Annotated in this window: 13 protein-coding genes; 5 read left to right on the plus strand and 8 right to left on the minus strand. The window is 63.1% G+C overall.

The genetic code is table 11. The features are described 5' to 3' along the window. Nucleotide 1: 1 nt before the first annotated feature. From metX to OO258_RS04945, 4 genes are all read right to left on the minus strand, one after another. A complete protein-coding gene (gene metX / locus OO258_RS04930) occupies nt 2–1,141 on the minus strand; it encodes a homoserine O-succinyltransferase MetX (protein WP_266029053.1) in 1,140 nt (379 codons plus the stop codon). A gap of 88 nt (nt 1,142–1,229) precedes the next feature. After that, nucleotides 1,230–1,820, minus strand: coding sequence for a YggT family protein (locus OO258_RS04935; RefSeq protein WP_110745178.1), 591 nt, complete (start codon nt 1,818–1,820; stop codon nt 1,230–1,232). Between the two features lie 10 nt (nt 1,821–1,830). Next, a complete protein-coding gene (proC, locus tag OO258_RS04940; RefSeq protein WP_110745177.1) occupies nt 1,831–2,649 on the minus strand; it encodes a pyrroline-5-carboxylate reductase in 819 nt (272 codons plus the stop codon). Nucleotides 2,650–2,687: 38 nt separating this feature from the next. Continuing rightward, nucleotides 2,688–3,374, minus strand: coding sequence for a YggS family pyridoxal phosphate-dependent enzyme (locus tag OO258_RS04945; RefSeq protein ID WP_266029054.1), 687 nt, complete (start codon nt 3,372–3,374; stop codon nt 2,688–2,690). A gap of 65 nt (nt 3,375–3,439) precedes the next feature. Between OO258_RS04945 and OO258_RS04950 the strand changes: the two genes are divergently transcribed. After that, on the plus strand, nt 3,440–4,447 hold the full coding sequence (locus OO258_RS04950) for a type IV pilus twitching motility protein PilT (RefSeq protein WP_266029055.1): 1,008 nt from the start codon (nt 3,440–3,442) through the stop codon (nt 4,445–4,447). A 349-nt stretch (nt 4,448–4,796) separates the two neighbouring features. Here OO258_RS04950 and OO258_RS04955 read toward each other — a convergent pair whose 3' ends face one another. Continuing rightward, complete coding sequence (locus tag OO258_RS04955) at nt 4,797–5,426, minus strand: C40 family peptidase (protein ID WP_110745174.1); 630 nt, start codon at nt 5,424–5,426, stop codon at nt 4,797–4,799. A gap of 166 nt (nt 5,427–5,592) precedes the next feature. Between OO258_RS04955 and OO258_RS04960 the strand changes: the two genes are divergently transcribed. Further along, nucleotides 5,593–6,012, plus strand: coding sequence for an NINE protein (locus OO258_RS04960; protein ID WP_110745173.1), 420 nt, complete (start codon nt 5,593–5,595; stop codon nt 6,010–6,012). 66 nt (nt 6,013–6,078) lie between these two features. Here the strand turns inward: OO258_RS04960 and OO258_RS04965 are convergent, their stop codons facing one another. The 3 genes from OO258_RS04965 to OO258_RS04975 form a co-directional block, all read right to left on the minus strand. Further along, nucleotides 6,079–6,777 (minus strand): SPOR domain-containing protein, encoded by a 699-nt coding sequence (locus tag OO258_RS04965; RefSeq protein WP_110745172.1) that lies wholly within the window; start codon nt 6,775–6,777, stop codon nt 6,079–6,081. A gap of 1 nt (nt 6,778) precedes the next feature. Continuing rightward, nucleotides 6,779–8,515, minus strand: a complete 1,737-nt coding sequence (gene argS, locus OO258_RS04970) for an arginine--tRNA ligase (protein ID WP_266029056.1) — start codon at nt 8,513–8,515, stop codon at nt 6,779–6,781. A 187-nt stretch (nt 8,516–8,702) separates the two neighbouring features. Then, nucleotides 8,703–10,922, minus strand: a complete 2,220-nt coding sequence (locus tag OO258_RS04975; protein WP_110745170.1) for a primosomal protein N' — start codon at nt 10,920–10,922, stop codon at nt 8,703–8,705. Nucleotides 10,923–11,089: 167 nt separating this feature from the next. Between OO258_RS04975 and rpmE the strand changes: the two genes are divergently transcribed. From rpmE to OO258_RS04990, 3 genes are all read left to right on the plus strand, one after another. Then, complete coding sequence (rpmE, locus tag OO258_RS04980; protein WP_056794359.1) at nt 11,090–11,305, plus strand: 50S ribosomal protein L31; 216 nt, start codon at nt 11,090–11,092, stop codon at nt 11,303–11,305. Between the two features lie 2 nt (nt 11,306–11,307). Beyond that, the gene (locus OO258_RS04985; protein ID WP_266029057.1) at nt 11,308–12,138 is read left to right on the plus strand and encodes a thermonuclease family protein; all 831 of its coding nucleotides are present in this window, start codon (nt 11,308–11,310) and stop codon (nt 12,136–12,138) included. Between the two features lie 169 nt (nt 12,139–12,307). Beyond that, the gene (locus tag OO258_RS04990) at nt 12,308–13,576 is read left to right on the plus strand and encodes a malic enzyme-like NAD(P)-binding protein (protein ID WP_266029058.1); all 1,269 of its coding nucleotides are present in this window, start codon (nt 12,308–12,310) and stop codon (nt 13,574–13,576) included. Nucleotides 13,577–13,629 lie beyond the last annotated feature (53 nt).

The raw sequence follows: 13,629 nt of genomic DNA on the forward strand, positions 1-13,629 counted from the left end.
CTCAGATGGCAATGCGGTTCATGTAGTTCGAGAAACCCTGCATGTAGCGAGGTGTGGGGATCAGGAAGGCATCGTGGCCGTAAGGCGAGTCGATCTCCAGGTAGCAGACGTTCTTGCGCGCCGCCATCAGGGCGTCGACGATCTCCCGCGAACGGGCCGGGGAGAAGCGCCAGTCGGTGGTGAACGACATGATGCAGTAGTCTGCTTTGACCCCTGCCAGGGTGGCTGCCAGGTCGCCGCCTTGGGCGGCAGCCGGGTCGAAGTAGTCCAGCGCCTTGGTCATCAGCAGGTAGGTGTTGGCATCGAAACGGCCGGAAAACTCCTCGCCCTGATAGCGCAGGTAGCTCTCGACCTGGAACTCGACGCTATGGAAGTCGTAGTTGAGCTTGTCGCTCTTCAGCTCACGGCCGAATTTTTCACCCATCGAATCATCGGACAGGTAGGTGATGTGGCCGACCATGCGCGCCAGCATCAGGCCACGCTTGGGAATCACGCCCTGGTCCTGGAACGAGCCTCCATGGAATTCGGGGTCAGTGAGGATGGCCTGGCGCGCCACTTCGTTGAAGGCGATGTTCTGCGCCGACAGCTTGGGTGCCGAGGCGATGTCGACGCAGTGGCGTACGCGGTCGGGGTAGGTCATGGTCCATTGCAGTGCCTGCATGCCACCCAGGCTGCCGCCGACGATAGCTGCCCACTGCTGGACGCCCAGGCGGTCGGCCAGCCGTGCCTGGCTGTGCACCCAGTCTTCCACGGTCAATACCGGGAACTCGGCGCCATACGGTTTACCGGTGGCCGGGTTGACACTGCTGGGCCCGGTGCTGCCGTTGCAGCCGCCGAGGTTGTTCAGGCTGACCACGAAGAACCGGTTGGTATCGATCGGTTTGCCGGGGCCGATGCAGCTGTCCCACCAGCCCGGCTTACGGTCGGTGGCGGCATGGTAGCCAGCGGCATGATGGTGGCCGGACAGGGCATGGCAGATCAGCACGGCATTGCTCGCGCTGGCATTCAGGGTGCCGTAGGTCTCGTAGACCAGCTCGTAGCCGGCCAGGGAGCGGCCACAGGCCAAGGCCAGCGGTTCATCGAACCGGGCGGTTTGCGGTACTACCAGACCGACAGAATCTTCGGGAAAGACAGTGGACATCGACCCTGCTCACGCTTGACGGAGGCGTAAGTCTAAAGAGCGCTACCCCCAGCGGCAAGCAAAGGCTTGCGGCTGGGGGCAAGCGGGGTCAGATCATCCGCCACAGCTCTTGCGGCATGCCGGCGTAGGCGGCCAGCGGTGGCATGACGAACGACTGGATCACCTGGATCGCGAGGAAGGCGAAGATCGGCGAAATATCCATGCCGCCCAGGTTGGGCACGATGCGGCGGAACGGTGCCAGCACCGGTTCGCTGATCTGGTAGGCCAGCTCGGCAGCCGGGTTGTGGCTGTTGGGCGCAACCCAGGAGACGATCACCATGACGATCATGGCCACCCAGAAAATCTTGAGGAACAGCGAGGTGATACCGATGATAGCCCACATCAGCAGGTGCAGGACGTCGCCGAAGGTGCCATAGGTGACCATCAGCACGAAGGCCATCAGCAGCGCCTGGATCAGTACCGACAGCAGCAGCGACGAGGTGTCCAGGCCGCCAATGCTGGGGATGATGCGGCGGATCGGCTTGAGCAGCGGCTGCGTGGCGCGGACGGCGAACTGGCACAGCGGGTTGTAGAAGTTGGCCTTGACCAGTTGCAGCACAAAGCGCAGCAGGACGATCACCAGGTACAGGCTGACCAGGGTTTGCACCACGAAGATCGCGGCGCCGGACAGTGCATTCATCTAAAACTCCTTATTTGCCCAGTTGTTCGGCCAGCTCGGCGGAGCGCGTGGCCGCAGCCTGCAGCGCCTGCTCGACAATGGCTTCGAAGCCGCTGGCCTGGAACGACTTGATTGCCGCTTCGGTGGTGCCGGCGGGCGAGGTGACACGGCGGCGCAGTTCGGCAGCATCGACATCGCTGGCAACGGCCATGTGCGCCGCGCCCAAGGCGGTCTGCAAGGTCAGCTGGGAGGCGGTCTCGCGTGGCAGGCCGAGTTTTTCGCCGGCTGCGGTCATGGCCTCGATCAGCAGGAAGAAGTACGCCGGGCCGCTGCCGGACACCGCAGTCACGGCGTCCAGTTGCTGTTCTTGCTCCAGCCACAGGGCGGTGCCCACGGCCGACAGCAGTTGCTCGGCTTGCTGGCGCTGTTCGCCAGATACCTCGGCGGTGGCATACAGGCCGCTCACGCCCTGGCGCAGCAGCGCCGGGGTGTTTGGCATGCAGCGCACCACCGGGCGGGCGCCTACCCAGCTTTGCAAGCTGGCGCAGGTGATGCCGGCGGCAATGGACACGATCAGCTGACCGTCCTGGAGGTTGGGTTGCAGGGCCTGGCACACCGCTTTCATGACCTGCGGCTTGACCGCCAGCACGATTACGTCGGCGCCGTCGATGGCCTGGGCATTGTTCTCGAAGGCTTCGATGCCATGCTCGGCCTGGATGCGCGAGCGGGTCTCGGCGCCCGGGTCGCTGGCGCGGATCTGCGAAGCTTCCAGGCCTTGGGCACGCAGACCACCGATCAGGCTGGCGGCCATGTTGCCGGCGCCGATAAACGCAATACGAGTCTTGCTCATGTCAGGTCCTTGTGGGGAAGAGTGAGTTAAGCATGCAATCAGTTAGGGCCGTAGTCGCGGGCACCGAACAGGGCGGTACCGATACGTACCCAGGTCGCACCCTGCGCAATCGCCGCTTCGAGGTCGTGGCTCATGCCCATGGACAGGGTATCCAGGCCCAGGTCCAGGCCCTCTTGCAAGGTGCGCAAACTGGCGAAGGCTGCCTGCTGGGCGGCGCGGTCATCGGTGGGTTCGGGAATGGCCATCAAGCCGCGCAGGCGCAGGTTAGGCAGTGCCGCCACAGCCTTGGCCAGGGCTGGCAAGTCGGCGGGAGCACAACCGGATTTGCTGTCCTCGCCACTGACATTCACCTGCAGGCAGATGTTCAGCGGCCCCCGCCCGGCAGGGCGCTGTTCCGACAAGCGTTGGGCGATTTTCAGGCGGTCCACGGAATGTACCCAGTCGAAATGCTCAGCAATGGCTTTGGTCTTGTTCGACTGAATGGGGCCGATGAAGTGCCAGATCAAGGGCAAGTCGCCGAGTTCCTGCTGCTTTGTCAGTGCTTCCTGTAGGTAGTTTTCCCCGAAATCGCGCACGCCAGCAGCGTGCATCTCGCGGATCGCGGCGGCGGGCTTGGTTTTGCTCACGGCCAGCAACTGAACGCTGGCCGGTTCACGCCCGGCTGCCTGGGCAGCACTGGCGATACGGGCGGAAATCGCGGAAAGGTTGTCTGCTAGGGTGGACATGGATGGATGCCGGCAGCTTTAGGGTTTGCGGCATTCTACCTGCTTGAAGGCCTTTGGGGAGTCTCATGGAAGTGACCGACCTGTTGGCCCGGGCCATGGAGGCGGGGGCTTCGGACCTGCACCTGGCGGCGGGCCAGATACCGATGCAGCGCGTGGATGGTGAGTTGCAGCGCATGAATTCGCCGCCCTTGGGTGCAGATACCTTGATCGAGGCCATGGCTGGCGTGCTGGATGATGAGCGGCGCACGCAGTGGGCACAGGGCGATGAACTGGACATGGCGCTGGAGTTACCTGTACTAGGGCGCTTTCGCGTCCACCTGTTTCGCCAGTTGAATGGGCCCGCGGCCACCTTCCGCCTGATTGCGGGGCGTATCGCTACGCTGGAGGAGCTTGACCTGGCGGATGTGTTTCAAGCTGTTGCGCAGTATCGGAATGGCTTGATCCTGGTGGGTGGCCCGACCGGCAGTGGCAAGTCCAGCACGCTGGCGACACTGCTCGACCAGCTCAATCGGGAGCGGGCGCTGCACATCATCACCCTGGAAGACCCTGTCGAAGTTATCCACAGCAGCCAGCGGAGCCTGGTCAATCAGCGTGAGGTCGGTCGCCATAGCAGTGGCTTCGCTCAGGGCCTGCGCAGTGCGCTGCGCCAGGATCCGGATGTGATCATGATTGGCGAGTTGCGCGATCTTGAAACCATTCGCCTGGCCTTGCGTGCAGCCGAGACTGGGCACCTGGTGCTGGCGACCGTGCATGCGCGTTCGGCGGCCAGCAGCATCGACCGGCTGGTAGAGGTGTTTGCTGCCGAGGAAAAGGGGTTGGTACGGGCCATGCTGGCCGAGTCGTTGCAGATGGTGGTGGCGCAGGTGCTGGTCAGGCGTGTGGGCGGTGGCCGGGTTGCGGCGCGGGAAGTGCTGGTGGCTACGCCGGCAGTGCGAAACCTGGTCCGGGAGGGCCGGATGGCGCAGTTGTGCTCGGTGATGCAGGCGGGTGCAGCGCAAGGGATGCGGACGATGGAGGGGGCGATGCGGGGGCTGAAGGAGAGCGGACTGATCAGAGGGCATAGTGCCTCTTGAGGCCCCTTCGCGGGCAAGCCCGCTCCCACATTTGTTTCGGGCCAATTATTTCTGTGGGATTTTCGCGCGAACGCCTTGGCGTACACCTCGATATCGCGTCGTACAACCCAGGCGGTCGGGCGCGTCAGGCACAGGTCATACTGGCCCGAAACAAATGGGGGAGCGGGCTTGCCCCGCGAAGCGCCGCGCGGGCGGCGCTCGATCTCACAGACGCTGAAGATGCCATGGCGAGCACCTGGCAACCCTGATGCCATTGCCAGAAACCATGGAATCTCCCACAGGTACGGCACAGGTTTAAAGGCTGTGCTGGCGGTGGCAGCGGGCTTGCCTGGGAAAAGGTCTGACCTTTTTAGCGCTTGGCCAGATTCAGCTGTTGCTGCTCTTTCGGCAGCACCCGTTTGGCCACCACGTAGTGCTTCTGCCAGTAAGGCTTGCTCAAGGTATCGATGCTCACGCGCTTGCCACGGCGTGGCGCGTGGATGAAGCGGTCGTTACCCAGGTAGATGGCTACGTGATTGACCCGGCGGCTCTTGATATTGAAGAAGATCAGGTCGCCCGGCTTCAGGTCACCTTTGGCCACCTTCACGCCGTGGCCCTGGGCCATGGCATTCGAGGTGCGTGGCAGGTCGACGTCGGCAACGTCGTTGAATGCGTATTTGACCAGCCCGCTGCAATCGAAGCCTTTTTTCGGGCTGCTGCCACCCCAAACGTAGGGGGTGCCAAGCACATTCACCGCACGGCTGAGCACATCGCTGCTCTGTTTGGGCGACATGGCGGCAACCGGCATGCCGCTGCGGCTGCTGGCGGCATTGGCCGGACGAGCGCGCAGCGGGGCGTGCTTGGCCGGTGCGTGTTTCACCGAGGCATTGGTGGTATAGCCGGTGAAACCATTAGGAAGACGTTGCTCACGATTGGTGGCGTGGGCGGCCAGGGGCAATAATAGGCAGAGGGTCAGCCATGTCTTGAATAAAGGCGGCATAGATGAAGCTCTTATGAATAGTTATGTGTTGGGCGCGCAACTTTATAACAGCTTTTTGATCAATCTTTGATCCGTTGGTCGATTGCCTAGCTGCCGTACGTCGGCCTGCGACGAGAAAGTCACATTTTTTTTTAGAAAATTTTCGGATAACCCACGAGGGCTATGAATGAACAGTTATCAACAGGGAACGCCATTCCACGACACCCACAGCAAGACCATTGGCTACCTGCTGTGGATTTTCGGCTTCACCGGGTCGCATCGCTTCTATTACGGCAAGCCGGTAACGGGGACCATCTGGTTCTTCACCTTCGGGCTACTGGGCATCGGTTGGCTGATCGACCTGTTTCTGATCCCGTCCATGGACCGTGAAGCCGACCTGAGGTTCCAGTCGGGGCGCATCGACTACAACATCGCCTGGATACTACTGACCTTCCTAGGGGTTTTTGGCCTGCACCGGTTGTATCAAGGCAAGTGGGTGACCGCGATCATCTACTTCTTTACCGGCGGGCTGTTCCTGGTGGGCGTGCTGTACGACTTCTGGACGCTGAACGGCCAGGTTTCCGAGCGGAACGCAGGGCGCGGTTGAGGCGTTCATGGGGGAGCAGGGCAGCGCAAGGCTGCTCCTGCAGATGCTCAGGTTACCCGCGGGCGGTTACTGGCGGGTCTGGCGCTGTTGCAGCAGCAGGTTGCCGAAACCAGCCCCGGCCAGTTGCTTCTGCGCCCCGGTCAGCTGTTCACGGTTACTGAACGGGCCGACGAGCACGCGGTACCAAGTTTCTTCCTTGACCGTGCCCGATTCCACCTTCACCGACTGGCCCAGCAGGATGATCTGTGCGCGTACCTTGTCGGCATCGGCCTGCTTGCGGAACGAACCGGCCTGCAGGAAGTACTGGGTCGTTGCAGCCGGCTTGATGACCGGTGGTGCTGGTGGCGGGGTCTGGCCGAGTAGCGCGGCCTGGGCACGCGCGGTATCGATTTTCGCCGCTTCGGCCGGGGTCACCGGGGTTACCGGCTGGGCCGGTACTGGTGGCGTTTTCTCGGGCACGGCCTCTGGCGGCACGATCACCTCGGACTCCGGCAGTAGGGTGTAGAAGTCGTACTTCGGCTTCACCGGCTGCTGCGGGGTGGCCTGCGCCGGCTTGCCGGCTTCGGCCACTTTCTCCGCCTTCTGCTGCTCGGGCTTGGCGCGCTTGATGTCATCGCCGCCAGGTTCAAGTTTCATCAGGAATACGATGAACGCGCCTACGGTCAGGCCGACCGCCAGCCATACCCAGCCGGGAATCGGCTGCTTGGCCGGCGCCGTCTGGCGGCTGGCGCCGCGTTTTGGGGCAGGTTTTTTCTTGGCAGCCAACTTACATGCGCTCCAGGGTTTCCAGGCCGAGCAGTTCCAGACCTTGTTTGAGGGTGCGGCCGGTCAGTGCTGCCAGGCGCAGGCGGCTCTGCTGCTGCGAAGGGGTTTCGGCAGCCAGGATCGGGCAGTTCTCGTAGAAACTGGAGAACAGGCCGGCCAGGTCGTAGAGGTAGCTGCACAGCACGTGTGGCGTGCCTTTTTCGGCGACGTTGTTAAGGATTTCGCCAAACTGCGCCAGGCGTGCGGCCAGGTCCTGCTCGTGGGCGGCTTGCAGCACGATGTTGCCCTCGACTTCGTCAAAGCCCTTGCCCAACTTGCGGAACACGCCGGCCACGCGGGTGTAGGCGTACAGCAGGTAGGGCGCGGTGTTGCCCTCGAAGTTGAGCATCAGTTCGAAGTTGAAGCTGTAGTCGCTGGTGCGGTGCTTGGACAGGTCAGCGTATTTCACCGCACCAATGCCCACCACCTCGCCGATGTGGCGCAGGTCTTCGTCGGCCAGGCTAGGGTTCTTTTCCTTGACCAGCGCGTAGGCGCGCTCCTTGGCTTCGGTCAGCAGGTCGATCAGCTTCACCGTGCCGCCGTCACGGGTCTTGAACGGGCGGCCGTCGGCGCCGTTCATGGTGCCGAAGCCCATGTGTTCCATTTGCATCGGGTGGCCGACGAAGCCTGCGCGGCGGGCCACTTCGAACACTTGGTTGAAGTGCAGGGCCTGACGCTGGTCGACGAAGTACAAGGCACGGTCAGCCTTGAGCACATTGCTGCGGTAGCGCACGGCAGCCAGGTCGGTGGTGGCGTACAGGTAGCCGCCGTCGGCCTTCTGCACGATCACTGGCAGCGGGTCACCGTCGCTGTTCTTGAACTCGTCGAGGAACACGCACTGGGCGCCCTGGTCTTCGACCAGCAGGCCTTTGGCCTTGAGGTCGGCCACCACATTGGCCAAGTCGTCGTTGTAGGCACTTTCGCCCATCACGTCGGCCATGGTCAGCTTGACGTTGAGCAGCTCGTAGGTTTTCTGGCAGTGCGACAGCGAGATGTCCTTGAAGCGTGTCCACAGGGCCAGGCAGTCCGGGTCGCCGGCCTGCAGCTTGACCACCAGCCCGCGGGCGCGGGTGGCGAAATCTTCCGATTCGTCGAAGCGTTTCTTGGCGGCGCGGTAGAAGTTCTCCAGGTCCGACAGCTCGTCGCTGGTGATCGGGTTTTCCTGCAGGTAGGCCATCAGCATGCCGAACTGGGTGCCCCAATCGCCGACGTGGTTCTGGCGGACGACGTCGTCGCCAAGGAACTCCAGCACCCGCGCCACGCTGTCACCAATGATGGTCGAGCGCAGGTGGCCGACGTGCATTTCTTTGGCCAGGTTGGGTGCCGACATGTCGATCACCACCTTTTGTGCAGGGCCGGCCTTGCGTGCGCCCAGGTGGGCGTCGGCCAGGGCGGCATCCAGGCGGCTAGCCAGGGCGTCGGTGTTCTGGAAGAAGTTGAGGAAGCCTGGACCGGCAATCTCGACCTTGCTGATGTCGGCGCTGGCCGGCAGGGCGTCGATGAGTTTTTCGGCCAGGTCGCGCGGCTTCATGCCGGCCGGCTTGGCCAGCATCATGGCGATGTTGCTGGCGAAGTCGCCGTGGGTCTTGTCCCGGGCGTTTTCCACCTGGATCGCCGGCGACAGCCCTTCAGGCAGCACACCGTCGGTGACGAGTTGGGTGAGGGCTTGCTGGATCAGCTGGCGAATGGTGTCTTTCATGGGGATCTCTTTTCGACCGCAAGCGCGGTGGAGCGCTTGGATGCGCAGGTGGAAAAACTGGGCATTATCCGTGGCTGGGAGCGGGTTGCCAACCTTTGGGGCTTGCCAGCCTCAAGAATGCCGGGGCCGCTTTGCGGCCGTTTCGCGACGCGAGGCCGCTCCCACTGGAGGTATTTGCTTCCTGAAATCAATAAAGGTCTACCGGGTCGACATCCAGCGACCAGCGAACCTGACGCCCGCTCGGTAGCTGCTCCAACACTAGCAACCAGGCGCTGATCAGTCGATGCAAAGGCGCCCGGGTATTGGCCTGTATCAACAGTTGCGCGCGGAAGCGACCGGCGCGGCGTTCCATGGGAGCCGGTACCGGGCCAAGAAGTTCGATGCCCGGTAGCCGTTGTTCGGCCACCAGGCGCTCGGCGGCGGCGCAGGCTTCGTCAAGGAAGCCTTCGGCCTGCCCCGGCTTGTGGGCCTCGGCGCGCAGCAGGGCCAGGTGCGAGTATGGCGGCAGCCCGGCGGCGCGGCGTTCGTCCAGGGCTTGCTCGGCGAAGGCGAAGTAGCCCTGCTCGGTCAGCTGAACCAGCAGCGGGTGGTCGGCCAGGTGGGTCTGGATGATGACCTTGCCGGGTTCTTCAGCCCGGCCGGCACGTCCGGCCACCTGCACGATCAGTTGCGCCATCCGCTCGCTGGCGCGGAAGTCGCCGGAAAACAGCCCGCCGTCTGCATCGAGGATGGCCACCAGCGTCACTCTGGGGAAGTGATGGCCCTTGGCGAGCATCTGGGTGCCGACAAGAATGCTCGGCTGGCCCTTCTGGATGGTGCTGAACAGGTTATGCATGGCGTCTTTGCGAGCCGTGCTGTCGCGGTCCACACGCAGGATAGGGTAGTCCGGGAACAGCACTTTCAGGCGTTCTTCGGCGCGCTCGGTGCCGGCACCGACCGGGCGCAGGTCTACGTGGTTGCATTGCGGGCACTGGTGCGGCAAGCGTTCGTCATAGCCGCAGTGGTGGCAGCGCAGCACGCCAGACCGCTGGTGCACGGTCATCCGCGCATCGCAGCGGGGGCATTCCGACAGCCAGCCGCAATCGTGGCACAGCAAGGTCGGGGCAAAGCCGCGGCGGTTGAGGAATACCAGCACCTGCTGGCCGGCTTCGAGGGTCTGGCGAATCGCTTGCTGCAGCGGGCCGCTGATGCCGCTGTCCAGAGGCAGGCTTTTTACATCCAGGCGTAGCATGCGCGGCGGGCGCGCACCGCCGGCACGCTGGTTCATGCGTAGCAGGCGGTAGCGCCCGGTGAGGGCATTGTGCAGGGTTTCCAGCGACGGCGTGGCCGAGCCAAGCAGGATCGGGATGTTCTCCTGGTGGGCGCGCACCAGCGCCAGGTCGCGGGCGTGGTAGCGCAGGCCCTCCTGCTGTTTATACGAGCCGTCGTGTTCTTCGTCGATGATGATCAGGCCAGGGTTTTTCATTGGCGTGAACAATGCCGAACGGGTGCCGATGATGATGTCGGCCTCGCCGTCCCGCGCTGCCAGCCAGGCATCCAGGCGTTCGCGGTCGTTCACCGCCGAATGCACCAGGGCAATGCGCGCGTTGAAGCGTTGCTCGAAGCGCGCCAGGGTTTGCGGGCCGAGGTTGATCTCCGGGATCAGCACCAGCGCCTGCTTGCCGGCTTCCAGGGTTTCGCGGATCAGTTGCAGGTAGACCTCGGTCTTGCCGCTGCCTGTGACACCGGCCAGCAGGAACGCACCGAAACCGCCAAAGCCCTCGCGCACGGCGTCAAAGGCATCGCGCTGTTCTTCATTGAGCGGCAGTTCCGGCTGTGCCAGCCAATGTTCATGGCGCAGCGCTGGAAGGTGGCGTCGCACCTCGATCTGCACCAGCTCCTTGGCCAGCAGCAGGTCAAGGCTGTCCTTGTTCAAGTTGAGCTTGGCCAGCAGGCTGTGGGCCACGCCGTGCGGGTGCTGGGCCAGGGTCTTGAGGGCGTCGCGCTGGCGCGGCGCACGGGCGATGCGCGGGTCGTCCAGGCGGGCATCGGGGGCCATGCGCCAGAAGCGTTCCTGGCGCATTTCGGCGGGTTCGCCCTGGCGCAGCAGCGTCGGCAAGGCCCAGCTCAAGGTGTCACCCAGGCTGTGCTGATAGTACTGCGCGGTCCACAGGCACAGCTTGAACAGCGACGGCGGGATCGGCGACACCGGATCGAGCAGGGCGCTGGCCGGCTTGAGCTTGTCGGCGGGCACATCGCTTTGTGCGCACACCTCTACCAGCACGCCGATCATTTCGCGACGGCCGAAGGGCACCCGAATGCGCATGCCCGGGGTCAGGGCCTGGCGTGCCATGCTCGCCGGGGCCTGGTAATCGAACAGGCGGCGCAGCGGGGAGGGCAGGGCAAGGCGCAGGATGACGTCGGGCACGCGGAAAGTCTCGGAGGGCGTTACAAGAAGTGGCGAGCCTAGCAGACGACGGTCGGTGCAAGCGACAACTTGCACTGGCGCTGTGCTCTGGTATTATTCGCCGCCTAATTACGTGCGGTATTCAACAATTGGTGTTGGGTGGCGGCACGCAGCTCGAGGAAGTGACCATGAAAGAAGGTATCCACCCGAACTACGAAGTAGTTGCAGTCACCTGCAGCTGCGGCAACAAGTTCGAAACCCGTTCGACCCTGGGCAACACCCTGTCGATCGACGTTTGCAACCTGTGCCACCCGTTCTACACCGGTAAGCAGAAAGTCCTGGACACCGGTGGTCGCGTACAGAAGTTCGCCGATCGCTTCGGTATGTTCGGTACCAAGAAGTAATCATGCGCATGGCGAATCCTTCGGGCTTCGCATTGCGGCTGAAGAAGGCGCCCCTCGTGGGCGCCTTTTTTGTGGCCGCCGTCTGGCAGTTACCGGCCCTGGCGTTTTGCCCGCTGCCGGATCGGCCGCAGCAGGTCATGGTGAGAGCGGTGGTCGATGGCGACACCTTGCGCCTGGTCGATGGCCGCAGAGTGCGGCTGATCGGTATCAACGCCCCGGAAATCGGCCGAAAGGGGCGCACCAGCGAGCCCTATGCCGAAGCCGCCAAGCGGCGCTTGCAAGCCCTGGTGAAGGGCAGTGACGGGCGCGTCGGGCTTGTGCCAGGGGTCGAGTCCAAAGACAAATACGGCCGTACACTGGCGCATGTATACGGCCCTAATGGCGACAATCTTGAGGCACAACTGCTCAGGGAAGGCTTGGGCTTGCATGTGGCGGTTGCCCCCAATGTGCGCCTCAGTGGCTGCCAGCAGCTTGCCGAGCACGCTGCGCGCCGGGCCGGCGTGGGCCTGTGGCGGCGCTCGCCCGTGGTGCCCGCAAGCGATGTCAGGCAGTCGGGGTTTGCGCTTGTGAGTGGCCGTGTCGAAAGCATCGAGCGCAACCGTGGCGGGGTCTGGCTTAACCTGGGCAGCGCCATGGTGCTGCAGGTTCCCGCTCGTCTGCGACGTAACTTCCCTGACCGCTTCTTCGATAACCTCAAGGGACGCCAGGTCGAAGCGCGTGGCTGGGTGCTGGATCGTTCCCGCAGGGGCGTCCTCAAGCCCGGCCAGCGGCGCTGGGTCTTGCCATTGACCGATCCGAGCATGTTGCAGCGCATTTCAGGTCGAAAGATGTAGACATTTCGCTATTGGATTGTACACACTGTGAGGCGTATGCCCCCGTGGGTTTTAGCGTAAAGTCGTAGGCTAAAGGCCTTGACACAAGTGACCGACCAGTCTTGTGACTCCCCGGCTCTTTGCGTATCCTCGGCGGTCCGTCAGAACAGTAAATAGCGGAATGCCCACCATGTCAGACCTGAAAACCGCCGCTCTCGAATATCACGCTCAACCTCGTCCGGGGAAACTGAGCGTCGAACTCTCCAAGCCCACTGCCACTGCCCGTGACCTCGCCCTGGCCTACAGCCCAGGTGTTGCCGAGCCGGTGCGTGAAATTGGCCGTGATCCAGAGCTGGCTTACAAATACACCGGCAAAGGCAACCTGGTTGCGGTGATTTCCGATGGCACTGCCATCCTCGGTCTGGGTGACCTCGGCCCACTGGCTTCCAAGCCGGTCATGGAGGGCAAGGGTGTTCTGTTCAAGCGTTTCGCTGGTATCGACGTGTTCGACATCGAAGTCGAATCGGAAAGCCCGCAAGCGTTCATCGACACCGTTCGCCGCATCTCGATTACCTTCGGTGGCATCAACCTCGAAGATATCAAGGCGCCAGAGTGCTTCGAAATCGAGCGCACCCTGATCGAACAGTGCGACATCCCGGTGTTCCACGATGACCAGCACGGTACCGCCATCGTTACCGCCGCCGGCATGATCAACGCCCTGGAAATCGCCGGCAAGAAGCTGGAAGACGCCAAGATCGTCTGCCTGGGTGCCGGTGCTGCCGCCATCTCCTGCATGAAGCTGCTGGTGAGCATGGGCGCCAAGGTCGAGAACATCTTCATGATCGACCGTAGCGGCGTGATTCACGCTGGTCGTGACGACCTGAACCAGTACAAGGCGCAGTTCGCTCACGCGACCGACAAGCGCACCCTGGCTGACGCGCTCGACGGCGCCGACGTGTTCGTAGGCCTGTCCGGCCCGAACCTGCTGAGCCCAGAAGGCCTTAAGTCGATGGCTGCCAACCCGATCGTGTTCGCTTGCTCGAACCCGGACCCGGAAATCTCGCCAGAGCTGGCACACGCCACTCGCAGCGATGTGATCATGGCTACCGGCCGTTCCGACTACCCGAACCAGGTCAACAACGTACTGGGCTTCCCGTTCATCTTCCGTGGTGCCCTGGACGTTCGCGCCAAGCGCATCAACGAAGAAATGAAGATCGCTGCCGCCGTCGCCCTGAAAGACCTGGCCAAGCTGCCAGTGCCGAAGGAAGTATGCGATGCCTACGGCGTACAGGCTCTGGAGTTCGGCCGTGAGTACATCATTCCGAAGCCCCTGGACGCACGCCTGATCACCGTCGTTTCCGACGCGGTGGCCAAGGCCGCCATCGAATCCGGCGTTGCTACCCTGCCGTATCCGAAGCACTACCCGCTGACCAGCGTGGATGACGTGTTCAACGGCTGATTAGTCCCGTAGCGACATGAAAAAGCCCCGGCTCGCATGAGCCGGGGCTTTTT

The sequence above is a fragment of the Pseudomonas sp. DCB_BI genome, from assembly GCF_026240995.1.
Classification (GTDB): Bacteria; Pseudomonadota; Gammaproteobacteria; order Pseudomonadales; family Pseudomonadaceae; genus Aquipseudomonas.